Origin of the sequence: Clostridioides sp. ZZV14-6153 (assembly GCF_020657855.1) — a bacterium.
GTDB lineage: Bacteria > Bacillota > Clostridia > Peptostreptococcales > Peptostreptococcaceae > Clostridioides.
Genome location: NZ_JAGWCZ010000005.1, coordinates 38,731 through 56,034 on the forward strand (window position 1 = coordinate 38,731; position 17,304 = coordinate 56,034).

Genomic DNA, 17,304 nt, shown 5'->3' on the forward strand with positions numbered 1-17,304 from the left:
AGGAAAATTATGAAGAAAATAGTTATGATATTGGATCAAATACAAGCAGGTGCAGGTGGGAAAGAAAAAAGCAATATACCTCCTGCTGGAAAATCAAGCCCATTAGGTCCAGGTATAATGATGGAACCATTTTTAAAAGAATCTAAAGTGATAGCGACACTTTTTTGTGGGGATGAATTTTTTATAAACAATGAAGAAGAAGTGACAAATAAGATGATAGCTATGGTTAAAAAGTTAAATCCTGATGTAGTTATTTGTGGACCGAGTTTTAACTATGAAAATTTTTCTAAGATGTCAGCAATATTATCTAAAAGTATAAACAATAAAACGGATATACCAGCTTTTGCGGCTATGTCAGAAGAAAATACAGATATAATAAACGAATACAAAAATGATATATGTATAGTTAAGACACCTAAAAAAGGTGGAATTGGTCTTAACGATTCACTAAACAATATATGTAAATTAGCAAAATCAATAGCAAATAAAGAAGATATAACTTCAATGAGAGAAGAATTTTGTTATTAATTAATACTTCACCAATTGTCAAGTTTAAGTACCATACTATATTATGATTAAAGTATATGGATAGAGTTTATATAATTAAGGAGGGATTTTCTGATATGTGGGGAATGATAGCAACATGGAGAATGGCCATAGAAGGAATCACTGAAGCATCAGAACATTTAGAAAAAGGAATGGAAGCAGGAGATGCTGTAGAACTTGCTGTAAGAAAAGTTGAAGATTATCCATTCTATAAATCGGTTGGATATGGAGGACTTCCAAATGAAAACTGTGAAGTAGAACTTGATGCTGCATTTATGGATGGAAACACACTAGATATAGGAGCAGTTGCAGGTATAAGAGATTATTCTAATCCTGTCAGTATAGCTAGAAAATTAAGTTATGAGAAAGTGAATAATTTCTTAGTTGGAATAGGAGCTGAAGAGTATGCTCATAAAAATGGATTTGAAAGAAAAAATATGTTAACAGATAGAGCTAAGCTACATTATAAGAAGAGAAAAAAAGAAACTTTAGATAAAGGATTAAGCCCATATGCTGGTCATGATACTGTTGGGATGATATCTTTAGATAAAAATGGAAAGATGTGTGCAGCAACCTCAACAAGTGGTCTATTTATGAAGAAAAGAGGTAGAATAGGAGATTCTGCACTATCTGGTTCGGGGTTCTTCGTTGATAGTAGCATAGGAGGGGCTACAGCTACTGGTCTTGGAGAAGATTTGATGAAAGGATGTATATCATATGAGATAGTTAGACTTATGAAAGAAGGAAAACATCCACAAGAGGCATGTGATATAGCAGTAAATGAGTTAGATGAACAGCTTATCAAAAGACGAGGAAAAGCTGGAGATTTATCATTAGTTGCTATGAATAATAAAGGAGAGTGGGGAGTAGCTACAAATATAGCTGACTTTACATTTTCAGTAGCTACTAAAGCAGAAGCTCCTACAGTATATATATCAAATAGAATAGATGGTAAAACTATACATAAGGTTGTGTCAAACGAGTGGATGGAAGCATATGAAGCTAGGATAAAGGCACCAATAGAAGTGAGTGAATAAAGTTTGTATTTATACAGTAAAGTAGAGTTCTTTAATATTTAAAAGGAGATTTTTATGAATATCATAAACAATAAAGTAGATGAGATAAAAGAAGATTTATTAAGTGATATTGTAGATATTGTAAAAATACCTAGCGTTGAAGGGGAGCCAGAAAATGGCTTCCCTTTTGGCGAAAAGGTAGGAAAAGCACTTAATAAAGCACTAGAAATTTCAAGAAAATTAGGATTTAAAGTTAGAAACTTAGACAATTATATTGGTTATGCAGAATATGGAGATAGTAAAGATTATATCTGTGTAATTGGCCATGTAGATGTAGTACATGAAGGTAAAAATTGGATATATCAACCTTATGGAGGAGAGATATATAATGGAAGAATCTATGGTAGAGGGGTATTAGATAATAAAGGGCCTATAATGTGTTCTTTATATGGACTATATGTTATTAAAGAATTAAGTTTAAAGTTAGATAAAAAAGTTAGGATAATTTTTGGTACAAATGAAGAAAGTGGATTTAAAGATATACCATATTATTTAAAAAAAGAAAAACCTCCTATAATGGGGTTCACACCAGATTGCAAATATCCTGTTGTATATGGTGAAAAAGGTATGGCGAAAATTATAATCAAAAATAACTGTAACTATAAGGAAGACATATTTTTAAGCTTTATAGAAAACATGTCTGAAAAAGTGATTGTTACAAATCAAGAGTTACATAAAGAGAATAGTTACATAATGCTGGAGATAAAAGTAAAATATGACTTTAGTTATAAACTAGAAGATGTATTATATGAAATAAAATCTAATTTTCCTAATGGTACAGAGATAGAAGTAATTTCTAATTTTAATCCTGTATATTTTGATAAGGATAGTAAGCTTGTTAAAAAACTTCAAATAGCTTATGAAAGAGTAACATCATTAGATGGTACTCCAGTAACAACTAATGGAGGTACATATGCAAAAGTAATGCCAAATATAGTTCCATTTGGACCTTCGTTTCCAGGACAAAAAGGAATAGCACATAATCACGACGAATACATGGATATAGATGATATAATTTTAAATGCAAAGATATTTGCAAATGCAATATATGAATTAGCAAAGGAGTAGTTATGTTAGAGATAATAGGAATGACAGTAGAAGACGCTAAGATTATAGAAGATTGTGGCGCAGATAGAATAGAATTAGTTAGTGCTTTAACTGAAGGAGGACTGACACCAAGCTTTGGCCTTATAGAAAGTGTTGTTAACAGTGTAAAGATACCTGTGAATGTAATGATAAGACCTCATGCCAAAAGTTTTGTGTATAGTAAAGAAGATATAAGTATAATGTTAAAAGATATAAATATAGTCAAAGAGATTGGAGCTAATGGAGTTGTATTTGGAATGCTAGATAAGAATGATAATATAGACGAAGAAAATTTAGATTTTTTGTTGCAATACTGCGATAATCTTGATGTTACATTTCATAGAGCAATAGATGAATCAAATACAATAGAAAGTGTTAATATTCTAAAGAATTATGACAGAATTACAAATATACTAACATCAGGGGGCAAGGGAAATATAAAAGATAATATAAAAATTATAAAAGATATGATGCTTAACTCTAATAATATAAAAATTCTTTTAGGTGGAGGTCTTGATTTTAATAATATAGTTGAAATAAAGGGAGTAACTAAGGCAAATAATTTTCATTTTGGTACAGCTGTTAGAATAGATAAGAGTCCATTTGAAGATATAGACAGACAAAAGCTTAAACAATTAGTAGATATAATTTCGAAATAATATAAACATATATGATTTATACAACTTATTAGATTAAATAAAGAGTGTTAGTCAATTGTAGTTTGGGTATATGAATATTGATTAAGAAATTATTGTTATGATGCTTTACTACTTTTAGGTAATCTTGAAGCTAAACTAAATAGTGAAAGAAAAAATGAAATATGGAGGTCTTAGAAGGTGGATAACTATGAAAAATTTATAAAAGTTAAGTGGCATAGAATACATATAATTTCCTAAAATTACCACTTTATGACATGAATTCACATATTAATAAACAATTATTGGAGATATTTGTGGATAGAAAGGGCAATAAAAATAGCTTTAAATACACAGGAACAAGAGTTATTAACAGTTTTATCCACATTATCCACAGGGTATTGTTATAATATTAATCCACATAAGCATTAAGGTGATTAAAAATGAAAAATAATTCTATCAATTGAATAGAAAAAATCACAAAAGTTAATAATAAAAGAAGGATTATGAGAGTTCGTGTAGAATATATTATTAAAGTATAAATTTTCTTATACTGGCATAATTGAAGGGAGATGTACTTATGAACATAATTATATCTGGAAAACAAATCGAATTGACTGATGCAATAAAAAATAAAATTGAAAGCAAATTAAGTAAGTTAGATAATTACATTCATCCAGACACTGATGTAAAGGTTACAGTAAGTGCTAGAAAAACAAGACAAAAAATAGAAGTAACAATAGCTACTGTAAATGGTCCTATAATTAGAGCAGAAGATATGCAGGAAAATTTATACACAGCTATAGATGTTGTATATGATAAATTAAGTAGACAATTAAAAAAATATAAAAAGAGACTACAAGATAAGCATCAAGACAATAAGAGTATAAGATTCCAAGATGCAGAGATAAATCTAGCAGATGAACAAGAAGATTACGAAGATGAAAATCAAGATATAGTAATTCAAAGACGTAAGAAGTTTAGTGTTAAGCCAATGAGCGAAGAAGAAGCTGTATTACAAATGGAATTAGTAGGACATGATTTCTATATGTTCAAGAATATAGATTCAGATGAAATAGCCGTAGTTTATAAACGTCATAATGGCGGATATGGTATAATAGAACATGAATAAAGCAATTTAGATTTAATCATATTAGCTATCGATAAATTATTTATCGATAGCTTTTTAAATTAATATTAAAAGTATAGTTTTTATGGTAAAATGAATAATAGTACAATAAAGAACGAGGAGAGATGTAAAATATGAGCTTTATGGATAGTTTATTCAACATGGCAGATAAAAAAGAATTGAAAAAGTTCAGTAAGACTGTTGATATAATAGATTCATTAGAACCTAAATTTGAATCTATGGCAGACTCGGAACTTAAAAATATGACAAATACATTTAAAGAAAGATTAGAAAATGGAGAAAGTATAGATGATATACTTCCAGAAGCATTTGCAGTAGTCAGAGAGACTTCTAAAAGAGTATTAGGTCTTAGACACTACAGAGTTCAAATGATTGGAGGTATAGTATTACATCAAGGAAGAATAGCTGAGATGAAAACAGGTGAAGGTAAAACTTTGGTTGCAACTGCTCCTGTTTATTTGAATGCTCTTACTGGAAAAGGTGTACATGTTGTAACAGTAAATGACTACCTTGCAAAACGTGATAGAGACCAAATGGCAAAAGTTTATGCGTTTTTAGGAATGAGTGTAGGTGTTATTGTACATGGTCAAAATCCAAAAGTTAGAAAAGAACAATATGATTGTGATATAACTTATGGTACAAATAATGAATACGGATTTGACTACTTAAAAGACAATATGGTAATACACAAAGAGCAAAGAGTTCAAAGAGGATTAAATTATGCGATAGTGGATGAGGTCGACTCTATACTTATAGATGAAGCTAGAACACCACTTATTATATCTGGTCCTGGAGATAAATCAACTCACTTATATTCAGATGCAAATACATTTGTGTTAACTTTAAAACCAGATGACTATGAATTAGAAGAAAAAGATAAGGCTGTATCTCTAACAGCATCAGGTATACAAAAAGCAGAGGTATATTTTAATGTTGATAATATAACAGATATATCTCATACAGAGTTATACCACCATATAAATCAGGCTCTAAGAGCACATGTAATAATGAAAAAAGATGTTGATTATGTTGCTAAAGATGGAGAAATAGTAATAGTTGATGAGTTTACTGGTAGACTTATGTTTGGTAGAAGATATTCAGAAGGCTTACATCAAGCAATAGAAGCAAAAGAAGGTCTTAAAATACAGAGAGAATCTAAAACACTAGCTACTGTAACATTCCAAAATTACTTTAGAATGTATAAAAAACTTTCAGGTATGACTGGTACAGCAAAAACAGAAGAAGAAGAGTTTAAAGCAATATATAAAATGGATGTTTTCCAAGTGCCTACTAATAAGCTTATGGTAAGAGAAGATTTACCAGATTGTGTATATAAAAGTGAGATAGGTAAATTTAACGCTGTAGCTGAAGAAATAATTGAAAGACACAAAGTTAATCAACCAATACTTGTAGGTACAGTTTCGATAGAAAAGTCAGAACTACTATCACAAATATTAAAGAAAAAAGGTATTAAACATGAAGTGTTAAACGCTAAACACCATGATAAAGAAGCAGAAATAATAGCACAAGCAGGTAGACTTGGAGCTGTTACAATAGCTACTAACATGGCTGGTCGTGGTACTGATATAGTTTTAGGTGGGAATCCAGATTTCTTAACTAAGAGAGAAATGAGAAGAAATGGATTTAAAGAAGATGTAGTAAATAGAGTTGATACTCCAATAGAAGGAATACCTGTGGCAGGAAATGAAATTTTATTTGAAGCTAGAGCAGAGTACGAAAGATTATATAAACAATTTAAGCAACAAACAGAAGAAGAACAAAAACAAGTGATAGAAGCAGGTGGACTTGCTATAATTGGTACAGAAAGACATGAATCTCGAAGAATAGATAACCAGTTAAGAGGTCGTGCTGGTCGTCAAGGTGACCCAGGTAGCTCAAGATTTTATATAGGGCTTGATGATGACCTTATGAGATTGTTTGGAAGTGATAGAATATCTGGAATCGTAAATAAAATAGGTCTTGAAGAAGACATGCCTATAGAACATAGAATATTATCTAAATCTATTGAAGGTGCACAAAAGAAAGTCGAAGGTAAAAACTTTGGAATAAGAAAACATGTACTTCAATATGATGATGTTATGAATAAGCAAAGAGAAATAATATATGCAGAGAGAAAACGTGTATTAGAAGGTGAAGATTTACAAGAGCAAGTACAGTCAATGACTCATTCTATAATAGAAGAATCAGTGACTCTTTATACAAAAGATAAAGGATTTGATGAAGACGGATTTAAGGAACATATGTATAATCTGTTCTTACCAAAAGGTAGTATAGAAATCCCAGAGATAGAAAAGCTTAATCCAGTTGAAATAACAGAAAAAGTTTATGAAATAGCTATGAAGATATATACTGCAAAAGAAGAACAAATAGGTTATGAAAGAATGAGAGAAGTTGAGAGAGTTATCTTACTTCAAGCTGTTGATAATCATTGGATAGACCATATAGATGCAATGGATCAATTACGTCAAGGTATAGGGCTTCGTGCTGTAGGTCAACAAGACCCAGTTATTGCTTATAAAATGGAAGGTTTTGATATGTTTGATGAGATGAATAAACATATCAAAGAAGATACTGTAAGATATTTATTTAATATAACAATAGAGGCTCCAGTGGAAAGAAAAGCAGTTGTAGATGTTGAAAATCTAACTTCTCCATCAGATGGAACTCTTCCAACAAGTAAAACTATTAAAAAAGATGAAAAGGTTGGAAGAAATGATTTATGTCCTTGTGGAAGTGGCAAGAAATATAAAAACTGTTGTGGAAGATAGTCTTGGAGGATTAAATGTTAAGGATACAAGAGTATAGACATAGTGTGGAGCAAATAGCTTCAAATTTAGAAGAATTGAGGGTTTCTCTTTGACGTAGCTTCATTGATGGAAAAGATAAAAATTAATGAAGAGAAGATAAACAAACAAGATTTTTGGAATGATAATGAAGTAGCACAAAAAGTACTTCAAGAAAATAAAGCTTTAAAAGAAACTCTAGATGAATATGAAAGTCTAAACAACTTATTAGAAGATATAGAAGTATTAATTGAAATAGGTCTAGAAGAAGAGGATGATTCTGTTGAAAAGGATATAGAAAAGTCTATAGAATCAATAGAAGAAAAATTATCTGAGATGAAAATAAAAACTCTTCTAAATGGTGAGTATGATAAAAATAATGCTATATTATCTATAAATGCTGGAACTGGAGGTCTAGACGCTCAAGATTGGGCTCAGATGCTTCTAAGAATGTATATAAGATGGGCAGAAGGTAAGGGTTATAGAGTTAAGCTTTTAGATATAATATCAGACCCTGAAGCGGGAATAAAGACAGCTACAATTCTTGTAGAGGGAACCAACACTTATGGATATTTAAAAAGTGAAAAAGGGGTTCATAGATTGGTAAGAATATCTCCATTTGACCCATCAGGAAAGAGACATACTTCATTTGCTTCTATAGATGTAACACCAGAGTTAGATGAAAATATAGAAGTGGAAATTAATCCATCAGATTTAAAGATAGACACATATAGAGCGTCTGGTGCTGGAGGACAGCATGTAAATACAACTGACTCAGCCGTTAGAATAACACATATTCCTACTGGTGTAGTGGTTCAGTGTCAAAATGAAAGGTCTCAACATTTAAATAAAGATAGAGCTATGAGACTTTTGATGGCAAAATTGATAGAGTTAAAAGAATTAGAGCAAAAGGAAAAAATAGAAGATATACAAGGCAAATACTCACAAATAACGTGGGGTAGCCAAATTAGGTCATATGTTTTCCAACCATATAAGTTAGTCAAAGACCATAGGACAAATGCTGAGTTTGGAAATGTAGATAGTGTGATGAATGGAAATATAGACTTGTTTATCAATGAATACTTAAAAATGAATAAGACAGTTTAATAAATAATGCACAGTAATTAAGATAGATATATAAGAAGGTTAGTGCTTACTATGCACTTTACAGCACTTAGGCTGAGGACTACAACCCTCAGCCTTCGTTCTGTTTGTTATACTTATGAAAAAACTAACATTAGGAGTGAAAAAAATTGGATATAAATCAAATCTTAAAAAATGAATTTAATCTCAGAGACGAACAAATAAATAATACACTAAAGCTTATTGATGAAGGAAATACAATACCCTTTATAGCTAGATACAGAAAAGAAATGACTGGTGAGATGAGTGATGTCACATTAAGAGAATTCTATGAAAAATTGATGTATCTAAGAAACCTTCAAAGTAGAAAAGATGATGTAGTTAGGTTAATAGATGAACAAGGAAAATTAACAGATGAGATAACACAAAATATAGAAAAAGCAAAAACACTACAAGAAGTAGAAGATATATATGCGCCATATAAACAAAAGAAAAGGACTAGAGCAACAATAGCAAAAGAAAAAGGTCTAGAAAATCTAGCAGTATCAATACTAGAGAGGAATCTAGATAATATAGATTTAGAGGCAAAGAGTTATATAAATGAAGAAAAAGAAGTAATTTCTGTTGAGGATGCCCTAAAAGGCGCAAGAGATATAATTGCAGAAACAGTTTCAGATGATGCTAAGATTAGAAAATACATAAGAGAGCTTGCTTTAAGAGAAGGAATGATAGTTAGTAAAAGTTCTACTGATGAGAAATCAGTTTATGATATGTATTATGATTATAGTGAAGCAGTAAAAAGTATGGCTCCACATAGAGTTTTAGCAATAAATAGAGGAGAAAAAGAGAATTTTTTAAAAGTTAAATTAGAAATAAATAATGATAAAGTTTTAAATTATATAGTAAATGAATATGTAAATGATAAAAACTTTAAGAATAAAGATGAAATTGTAAATTCAATAGAAGATTCGTATAAAAGATTAATTTTCCCATCTATAGAAAGAGAAATAAGAAATCATCTGACAGAAATAGCTCAAGAAAGAGCTATAAGTGTATTTGGAAAAAATGTTAAAAGTTTATTACTTCAACCACCAGTTAAAGATAAAGTAGTTATGGGATTTGACCCTGCATTTAGAACTGGTTGCAAAATAGCAGTTGTAGATAAAAATGGTAAATTATTGGACTATACAACAGTATATCCAACAGACCCTCAAAATAATGTAGAAGGGGCAAAGAAGACTTTAAAAGAATTAATTGAGAAATATAATATAGAAATAATTTCAATAGGAAATGGGACAGCATCAAGAGAATCAGAAACATTTGTATCAGAAATGATAAAGGAGATAGATAGAGAAGTTCAATATGTTATAGTCAGTGAGGCTGGTGCATCAGTTTATTCAGCATCTGAACTTGCAAATGAAGAACATCCAGATATAAATGTATCAATAAGAGGAGCTATATCTATAGCGAGAAGACTACAAGACCCATTAGCAGAACTTGTAAAAATAGACCCTAAGAGTATAGGTGTAGGTCAATATCAACATGACTTAAACAAGAAGAGATTAGAAGAAGTATTAAATGGAGTTGTTGAGGATTCTGTAAATAGTGTTGGAGTAGATTTAAATACTGCATCATATTCTCTCTTAGAGCATATTGCAGGAATAAGTAAGGTTATCGCAAAAAATATAATAGCATATAGAGAAGAAAATGGAGACTTTACATCAAGAGTCCAATTGAAAAAAGTAAAAAGACTTGGACCTCAAGCATTTACTCAATGTGCTGGATTTATGAGAATTTTAGATGGAAAAAATCCTCTAGATAATACAGGTGTACATCCTGAAAGTTATGATATATGCAAAAAAATGATTGAAATAATAGGATATTCTTTGGATGATGTAAAAAATAAAAATATAGAAGAAATAGATGAAAAAGTTAAGGAAATTGGTTTGAGAGAATTAAGTGAAAAATTGGAAGTAGGTCAAGTTACTTTAAGAGATATAATAGCTGAAATCAAAAAACCAGGAAGAGACCCAAGAGAAGAAGGTATAAAGCCTATACTTAGAACTGATGTCTTAAAAATTGAAGATATACAAGAAGGAATGTCTTTAAAAGGTACTATAAGAAATGTTGTAGATTTTGGAGCATTTGTAGATATTGGAATAAAAAATGATGGATTAGTTCATAAATCAGAAATGAGTAATAGCTTTGTAAAAGACCCTATGAGTATTGTTACAGTAGGTGATATAGTAGATGTAAAAGTAATTGGAATTGACTTAAATAAAAAAAGAGTAGCATTGTCAATGAAAAAATAGGCTAATTTATGTTTAGTTATGCTACTTACATGTAACAATTATAAATGTAAGTAGCATAATAAAAAATTTAAGAAATTATGAAATGAGATTGTAAAAAAATAATATTTAAAATAATTAGTATAGTATTGAAAATCAGGAGGAAAATGAATGGTTTTTGTAAAAAATGGTAACATAAATACCATAACAAATGGAATAATTCAGGGAGATATACTTATAGACCAAGGAAAAATAATAGAAATAGGAAAAGATTTAATAGCACCTTTAGATGTAGAGGTGATAGATGCAAGTGGTAAATTTGTGTTTCCAGGGTTTATAGATGCCCATACTCATTTAGGATTATGGGAAGATGGTATAGGATTTGAAGGAGCAGATGGAAATGAAGAAACTGACCCAATAACACCACAATTAAATCCTATAGATGGGATTAATCCAATGGACAGAACATTTAAAGAAGCTTTTGAAGGTGGTATAACTTCTGTATGTACAACTCCTGGAAGTGCGAATGTTATGGGAGGTCAATGTATAGCTATAAAGACATATGGAAAAAGAATTGATAAAATGGTAATAAAAAATCCAGTAGCATCTAAAATAGCCTTTGGAGAAAATCCAAAAAGTTGTTATGGTCAAGATGATAAATCTCCACAAACTAGAATGGCAATAGCTTCATTACTTAGAGAAAATCTTAAAAAAGCAGAAGAATATTTAGAGGAAGTCGACCTGTATGAAAGTCATGATGATGAAGACTGTGAAAAACCTGAATATGATATAAAAATGGAAAGTTTGATACCTGTTTTAAGAGGAGAAATTCCTTTTAAAGCACATGCCCATAGAGCTGATGATATGTTCACAGCTATAAGGATTGCAAAAGAGTTTAATTTAAAGCTTACATTAGACCATTGTACAGAAGGTCATCTTATAGTGGAGGAGCTATTGGAAGAAGGATTTCCTGTAATAGTAGGACCATCATTATCAGAAAGGTCTAAATTTGAACTTAGAAATTTAACGTTTAATACAGCTGGAATACTTTCAAATGCAGGGCTTGATGTGTGTATAATGACAGACCATCCAGTAATACCAGTTCAATATCTTCCAATATGTGCAGGGATAGCAGTTAAGCATGGTATGAAAAAAGAAAAAGCAATAGAATCCATTACAATAAATCCAGCTAAGACTCTAGGGATTGAAGATAGAGTAGGTTCTATAGAAGTTGGGAAAGATGCAGATATAGTAATTTGGGATAATTCTCCACTAGAGATTCAAAGTAAGGTGCTTTACACGATAATAAATGGTAAAGTAGTGTACGAAAAAAAATAACTTGACAATTATTAAAAAATTAACTAATATAAGAGTGTAAGGAAAATTAAAAAATCAAAGAAGATCTTCGGGGCAGGGTGAGATTCCCTACCGGCGGTATAGCCCGCGAACTACTTAGGTGGTTGATTTGGTGAAATTCCAAAGCCGACAGTAAAGTCTGGATGAGAGAAGATATTTATGGAATATAAATAAGTTTATTTTAGTTTGTTTAAACTATATCCATAAAAACTCGAAGATAGGGTCTTCGAGTTTTTTGTTTTTCCTAAAAAATATAAATATATTTATTAGGAGGATAATAATTATGCAAAGTACAGCAAAAAGAGGTAATATGATTTCAACAAGAACTTTAGTAGTAATGTCAATTTTATCAGCAATATCTTATTTACTAATGTTTATTCAAGCACCAATACCAGGTATATTTCCAGATTTCTTAAAAATTGACTTATCAGATATTCCAGCAATATTTGGTGGTATGTCTTTAGGGCCAGTGGTTGGGTTTGGAATAGTTGTAGTAAAAAATGTACTACAAGCAATTACAGCAACAACAACTGGAGGGATAGGAGAATTTGCAAATATATTAATTGGTGGTTCTTATGTAATGATACTTTGTTATTCATATAAGAGAAGTAAAGATTTAAAAGGTGTATTAATTGGTTTTGTATTAGGAACAATAGCAATGACTATAATTGGTTCATTAGTGAATTATTTTGTAATGTTACCACTTTATGGTCAAATGATGGGACTAGATGCTATAATAGGCTTAGGTTCAGCTCTAAATCCTAAAATTCACGACCTATTTACTTTTGTAATTTGGATGATAGCTCCATTTAATGTACTAAAAGCTGTGATAATATCTTTAGTAACATTACCACTTTATAAAAAAATGGGAAATGTAATAAAAAAATAATCAGACAAGAAAATATAAAATTTTAAAATTAAATATATTGGAAAGCCATAATTTATTTATAACTTCAGTCTCATGTTGTGATTGATGTATTAAATACATTATGGCTTTATTAATTTATCAAAAAATGTATTTAAAATAAGAAATATTTAGACAGATTTAATTTTTAAAATAAAGGAAGAATTAAAACGATTAACTATTAAAATACTAAAAAGGTATCTACAATATGCAGAGCGAATTCATAATAAACAAAAAATAAAGTTATTATTAAGAATAAATAATGTTTTGAACTGTAATTCTTAATAATAGCTAATTTAATAATGATAGGAGAGTAGATTTATGAAAGTATGTAAAAAAATGAAAAAAGTATTTTTAGACGATAAAGGGTATTATTTTAATAGTGATTGGGAAAATATTCATATAGGCATTGATAGTGAAATGTTAGGAGATTCTTTAAAGCATATTACGAATGAATATATTGAAAATATGGAAAGAGTGAAGTATGATTATCATGAATTAGAAAATATAAATAACCAAACAGATGGTATGTGTATTTTAGCGGTAAGGCAGAATTATAAAGCTTTGAAGTATGTAAAAGAGCAAACAGAAGAATTATGTTTAGAAGCTATAAGGTACAATTATAGAGCACTTGAATATGTAAAAGAACAAACTGAGTATATATGTCTTGAAGCAATAAAAAAGGATTGCAATGCACTTAAGTATGTAAGAAATCAAACAGAAGAACTTATTATAAAAGCAATAAGATGTTCTTCTAATATAGATGTTGTAAGTATATTAAAAGCTTTAGAGGTTCAAACAAGAAAAATATGTTTAGAATCAATTAAAAAAGATGGCAGGTGTCTTGCATATGTTAGAGAACAAAGTGAAGAATTATGTATAGAAGCAATAAAACGAAACTATAAAGCACTTCAATATGTACAAAACCAAACAGAAAAAATGTGTATAGAAGCTGTAAGTCAAAATGGTATGGCATTACAATATGTAAACCAGCAAACAGAAAAAATATGTTTAGAAGCAGTTAAACAAGATGGAAGGAGCCTACAATTTGTTAATAATAAGACAGAAGAAACATGTATAAGAGCTATAAGATATTTGGATAAAAAGTACAATATTAAAGATGTACTAAATTACATAGATAACTATACAGAAGAGATATGTACAGAGATTGTAAGACAAAATGGAAAGATGCTTATGTATATAAAAAATCAAACAGAAAAAATGTGCATTGAAGCAGTAAAAGAAAATTATAAATCTCTCAAGTATGTAAAAGAGCAATCAGAGGAAATATGTAAAGAAGCTCTAAAACAAAATTGTAAGGCAAAAGAATATGTAAAGATTGCTATTGATGATTATATATAAGTTTTGATTAAAAAATAGCTACGCACACTCATGACTTTAGCCATGGGAGGTTCAGAGAATCATCAATATTGAAAGATAAACAAAAAAGATAAATAGAAGTACTTTATAATAGTTGGGGCTTATACTATAATTAATTAAGCAGTGATATAAATTCACACGACGATTATATCAAGATGGAGATGAATTAATGGCAAAAATATATTTAGAAAATGAAAGTAAAACTAGAGAAATAGGACATAAATTAGGTAAATTATTAAAAGAAGGTAGTGTAATTTGTTTAGTGGGGGATTTAGGAGCTGGAAAGACCACAATGACACAAAGTTTAGCAGACTCATTAGGAATAAATGATTATATAACAAGTCCAACTTTTACTATAATAAACGAATATGAAGGAAAAATACCTTTGTATCATTTTGATGTTTATAGAATTGGTAGTAGTGATGAAATGTATGATATTGGATATGATGAATATATAAATTCAAATGGAATCTGTATAATTGAATGGGGTAATTTAATAGAAGATATACTTCCAAAAGAATATTTAAACATAGAATTAAGATACAAAGATGAAGGAAGAGAAATGATATTAACTCCAAAAGGAGATTATTATAAAGGTATAGTTGAGGAGTTGATTAAATAATGAAGATATTAGGTATAGATACATCTTCTATGGCAGCAAGTGTAGCAGTTGTCGAAGATGATAATTTAATCTGTGAGTTTACAGTAAATAACAAAAAAACTCATTCACAAAAGCTTATGCCAATGATAGAAAATATGTTGGATATGAGTGATTTAAACATAAAAGAGATGGATTTGTTAGCTATATGTATAGGGCCTGGTTCATTTACAGGTCTTAGAATAGGTATGGCTACAGTAAAAGCTATAGCCCATGTAAATAATCTACCAATAATAGCAGTAAATTCTTTAGAATCTTTAGCTGGTAATATGAATTTATGCGAAAGAAAAATATGCTCTATATTAGATGCACAAAAAAATCAGGTTTATTCAGCTAAATATAAGTTTGAAGATGGAGAGTTAATAGAGTTAGATAGTGTTGATGTTGTAGAGTTTGAAACTTTACTAAAAGAGATTAAATCAAGTGATGAAGAATTTATAATAGTTGGAGAAGCTGTTTATAAATATAAGGATGAGCTAGAAAACATAAAAAATATAAAGATACCTTCACCAGCTCATAATGTATCTAAAGCAGGAAGCTTATGTTCTGTAGCATTAAATAAATATAGTAAAAATATAGATGTACATACTTGTTATACAATAAACCCTATGTATATCAGAAAATCTCAGGCTGAAGTACAATATGACGAAAAAATGAAGAGGATAAATAATGAAAGATAATACAAAACAAATAGTAGATGATGTAAAAATAGAAGAAATGACTATTAAAGATATAGATGAAGTTTTTGAAGTAGAAAAAAATTGTTTTGAAGATTATTGGTCAAAAGAATCTTTTAGAAAAGAGTTATCTAATGAAGTTGCAAAGTATATAGTAGCAAAACTAGATGGAAAAGTAGTTGGATATGTTGGAATTTGGCTTATAATTGATGAAGGGCATATAAATAATGTAGCTGTTCATAGTGACTATAGAGGCAGAAAAATAGGAGATAAGTTAATAAAAAGATTAGTTGATTTATGTAAAGATAATAATATTGCGTCTATGACATTAGAAGTTAGAGCATCAAATAAAATAGCACAAAATCTATATAGAAAATATGGATTTAAAATGGGTGGAATCAGAAAAGAATACTACAGTGATAATAAAGAAGATGCAATTATAATGTGGAACCAATTAAAAGAGGTGTAGAGTTTATGGGTGATATAATAACATTAGCTATAGAGAGTAGCTGTGATGAGACAGCTGCATCAGTTTTAAAAAATGGTAGAGAAGTACTTTCAAACATAATCTCTACTCAAATAGAAACACATAAAAAGTTTGGCGGTGTAGTACCAGAGGTGGCTTCAAGAAAACATGTGGAAAATATTGATATAGTTGTTCAAGAAGCTTTAGACAAGGCAAATATAGGATTTAATGATATAGACCACATTGCAGTTACATATGGTCCAGGGCTAGTAGGGGCTTTATTAGTTGGATTATCCTATGCTAAAGCACTTGCATATACATTGGATATTCCTCTTGTAGGAGTAAATCATATTGAGGGACATCTAAGTGCAAACTATATAGAACATAAAGATTTAAAACCTCCTTTTATAACATTAATAGTATCGGGAGGTCATACTCATTTAGTAGAAGTTAAAGATTATGGTAAATATGAAATTTTAGGAAAGACGAGAGATGATGCGTCTGGAGAAGCCTTCGATAAGATTTCAAGAGCTATGAATTTGGGTTACCCAGGAGGTCCTATTATTGATAATTTAGCTAAAAAGGGAAATAAGCATGCTATAGAATTTCCAAGAGCTTATTTAGAAGAGGATAGCTATGACTTTAGTTTTAGTGGTCTAAAATCTTCTGTATTGAATTATTTAAATGGAAAAAGGATGAAAAATGAAGAAATAGTAGTTGAAGATGTTGCTGCATCTTTTCAAGAAGCTGTAGTTGAAGTTTTAGCTACTAAAGCATTAAAGGCAACAAAAGATAAAGGTTATGATGTTATAACTCTTTCTGGTGGAGTTGCTTCTAACTCTGGTCTTAGAGCTAAAATAACAGAACTTGCAAAAGAAAGTGGAATTATAGTTAAATATCCTCCTTTAATTTTATGTACAGATAATGCTGCTATGATAGGTTGTGCAGGATATTATAATTTCATAAACAATAAAACACATGATATGAGTCTGAATGCAGTTCCAAATCTTAAGATAAACCAGTAATATAAACTAGGTTTAAAAATATATTGAGTAAGTATTTTTATAAAATTAAATATGTTGTCTATTAAAGCTTAAAACAAGACCATGGATAATCTTTATATTCTAATAAATCAGGAGGTTTTTTAGATATTTAGATATAAGGTAAATTTATGGTCTAAATTGTTTTAAGTTTT

At 29.7% G+C, this 17,304-nt stretch carries 15 protein-coding genes and 1 riboswitch; all 15 genes read left to right on the plus strand.

Annotated elements, in window-relative coordinates:
- Positions 1-9: 9 nt before the first annotated feature.
- The 15 genes from KGF46_RS08145 to tsaD all read left to right on the plus strand — a co-directional run bounded on the left by KGF46_RS08145 (position 10) and on the right by tsaD (position 17,134).
- Complete coding sequence (locus KGF46_RS08145; protein WP_227827874.1) at positions 10-528, plus strand: GrdB-related putative oxidoreductase; 519 nt, start codon at positions 10-12, stop codon at positions 526-528.
- A gap of 95 nt (positions 529-623) precedes the next feature.
- Positions 624-1,583: a N(4)-(beta-N-acetylglucosaminyl)-L-asparaginase gene (locus KGF46_RS08150; RefSeq protein ID WP_227827873.1), complete on the plus strand. Its 960-nt coding sequence runs from the start codon at positions 624-626 to the stop codon at positions 1,581-1,583.
- A 54-nt stretch (positions 1,584-1,637) separates the two neighbouring features.
- Entirely contained in the window at positions 1,638-2,690 is a 1,053-nt protein-coding gene (locus KGF46_RS08155) for a Sapep family Mn(2+)-dependent dipeptidase (protein ID WP_227827872.1), read from the plus strand.
- A gap of 2 nt (positions 2,691-2,692) precedes the next feature.
- Positions 2,693-3,367: a copper homeostasis protein CutC gene (locus KGF46_RS08160; protein WP_227827871.1), complete on the plus strand. Its 675-nt coding sequence runs from the start codon at positions 2,693-2,695 to the stop codon at positions 3,365-3,367.
- 556 nt (positions 3,368-3,923) lie between these two features.
- Positions 3,924-4,475 carry a ribosome hibernation-promoting factor, HPF/YfiA family gene (gene hpf, locus KGF46_RS08165; protein WP_227827870.1) on the plus strand — a complete coding sequence of 184 codons (552 nt, stop codon included), beginning with the start codon at positions 3,924-3,926 and terminating at the stop codon, positions 4,473-4,475.
- Between the two features lie 131 nt (positions 4,476-4,606).
- Positions 4,607-7,282, plus strand: coding sequence for a preprotein translocase subunit SecA (gene secA, locus KGF46_RS08170; RefSeq protein WP_227861920.1), 2,676 nt, complete (start codon positions 4,607-4,609; stop codon positions 7,280-7,282).
- 14 nt (positions 7,283-7,296) lie between these two features.
- Positions 7,297-8,404, plus strand: a protein-coding gene (gene prfB, locus KGF46_RS08175; protein ID WP_227861921.1) for a peptide chain release factor 2 whose coding sequence is annotated in 2 segments (ribosomal slippage) — positions 7,297-7,371 and positions 7,373-8,404 — 1,107 coding nt in all. Because the reading frame shifts where the segments join, the coding sequence is not laid out codon by codon here.
- 146 nt (positions 8,405-8,550) lie between these two features.
- Positions 8,551-10,692, plus strand: coding sequence for a Tex family protein (locus tag KGF46_RS08180; RefSeq protein ID WP_227842676.1), 2,142 nt, complete (start codon positions 8,551-8,553; stop codon positions 10,690-10,692).
- A gap of 147 nt (positions 10,693-10,839) precedes the next feature.
- Positions 10,840-12,006 (plus strand): amidohydrolase, encoded by a 1,167-nt coding sequence (locus KGF46_RS08185; RefSeq protein ID WP_227861922.1) that lies wholly within the window; start codon positions 10,840-10,842, stop codon positions 12,004-12,006.
- Positions 12,007-12,065: 59 nt separating this feature from the next.
- Positions 12,066-12,183, plus strand: a riboswitch (FMN riboswitch).
- A gap of 124 nt (positions 12,184-12,307) precedes the next feature.
- Positions 12,308-12,913: an ECF transporter S component gene (locus tag KGF46_RS08190; RefSeq protein WP_227827865.1), complete on the plus strand. Its 606-nt coding sequence runs from the start codon at positions 12,308-12,310 to the stop codon at positions 12,911-12,913.
- Between the two features lie 336 nt (positions 12,914-13,249).
- Positions 13,250-14,290 (plus strand): DUF4116 domain-containing protein, encoded by a 1,041-nt coding sequence (locus tag KGF46_RS08195; protein ID WP_227827864.1) that lies wholly within the window; start codon positions 13,250-13,252, stop codon positions 14,288-14,290.
- A gap of 187 nt (positions 14,291-14,477) precedes the next feature.
- Positions 14,478-14,930: a tRNA (adenosine(37)-N6)-threonylcarbamoyltransferase complex ATPase subunit type 1 TsaE gene (tsaE, locus tag KGF46_RS08200; protein WP_227827863.1), complete on the plus strand. Its 453-nt coding sequence runs from the start codon at positions 14,478-14,480 to the stop codon at positions 14,928-14,930.
- Positions 14,930-15,646, plus strand: coding sequence for a tRNA (adenosine(37)-N6)-threonylcarbamoyltransferase complex dimerization subunit type 1 TsaB (gene tsaB / locus KGF46_RS08205; protein WP_227827862.1), 717 nt, complete (start codon positions 14,930-14,932; stop codon positions 15,644-15,646). The genes tsaE and tsaB overlap by 1 nt, the downstream gene beginning before the upstream one ends.
- A complete protein-coding gene (gene rimI / locus KGF46_RS08210; RefSeq protein ID WP_227827861.1) occupies positions 15,636-16,112 on the plus strand; it encodes a ribosomal protein S18-alanine N-acetyltransferase in 477 nt (158 codons plus the stop codon). Before tsaB ends, rimI begins: the two co-directional genes overlap by 11 nt.
- A 5-nt stretch (positions 16,113-16,117) precedes the next feature.
- The gene (gene tsaD / locus KGF46_RS08215; protein ID WP_227839993.1) at positions 16,118-17,134 is read left to right on the plus strand and encodes a tRNA (adenosine(37)-N6)-threonylcarbamoyltransferase complex transferase subunit TsaD; all 1,017 of its coding nucleotides are present in this window, start codon (positions 16,118-16,120) and stop codon (positions 17,132-17,134) included.
- Positions 17,135-17,304: the final 170 nt, after the last annotated feature.

What these genes read in the sequence shown, in the direction of transcription:
- KGF46_RS08190 (WP_227827865.1), top strand. Translation starts at nt 12,308, where the DNA reads ATGCAAAGTACAGCAAAAAGAGGTAATATGATTTCAACAAGAACTTTA.
- tsaE (WP_227827863.1), top strand. Translation starts at nt 14,478, where the DNA reads ATGGCAAAAATATATTTAGAAAATGAAAGTAAAACTAGAGAAATAGGA.
- KGF46_RS08195 (WP_227827864.1), top strand. Translation starts at nt 13,250, where the DNA reads ATGAAAGTATGTAAAAAAATGAAAAAAGTATTTTTAGACGATAAAGGG.
- KGF46_RS08145 (WP_227827874.1), top strand. Translation starts at nt 10, where the DNA reads ATGAAGAAAATAGTTATGATATTGGATCAAATACAAGCAGGTGCAGGT.
- KGF46_RS08150 (WP_227827873.1), top strand. Translation starts at nt 624, where the DNA reads ATGTGGGGAATGATAGCAACATGGAGAATGGCCATAGAAGGAATCACT.
- KGF46_RS08185 (WP_227861922.1), top strand. Translation starts at nt 10,840, where the DNA reads ATGGTTTTTGTAAAAAATGGTAACATAAATACCATAACAAATGGAATA.
- secA (WP_227861920.1), top strand. Translation starts at nt 4,607, where the DNA reads ATGAGCTTTATGGATAGTTTATTCAACATGGCAGATAAAAAAGAATTG.
- rimI (WP_227827861.1), top strand. Translation starts at nt 15,636, where the DNA reads ATGAAAGATAATACAAAACAAATAGTAGATGATGTAAAAATAGAAGAA.
- KGF46_RS08160 (WP_227827871.1), top strand. Translation starts at nt 2,693, where the DNA reads ATGTTAGAGATAATAGGAATGACAGTAGAAGACGCTAAGATTATAGAA.
- tsaB (WP_227827862.1), top strand. Translation starts at nt 14,930, where the DNA reads ATGAAGATATTAGGTATAGATACATCTTCTATGGCAGCAAGTGTAGCA.
- tsaD (WP_227839993.1), top strand. Translation starts at nt 16,118, where the DNA reads ATGGGTGATATAATAACATTAGCTATAGAGAGTAGCTGTGATGAGACA.
- KGF46_RS08155 (WP_227827872.1), top strand. Translation starts at nt 1,638, where the DNA reads ATGAATATCATAAACAATAAAGTAGATGAGATAAAAGAAGATTTATTA.
- hpf (WP_227827870.1), top strand. Translation starts at nt 3,924, where the DNA reads ATGAACATAATTATATCTGGAAAACAAATCGAATTGACTGATGCAATA.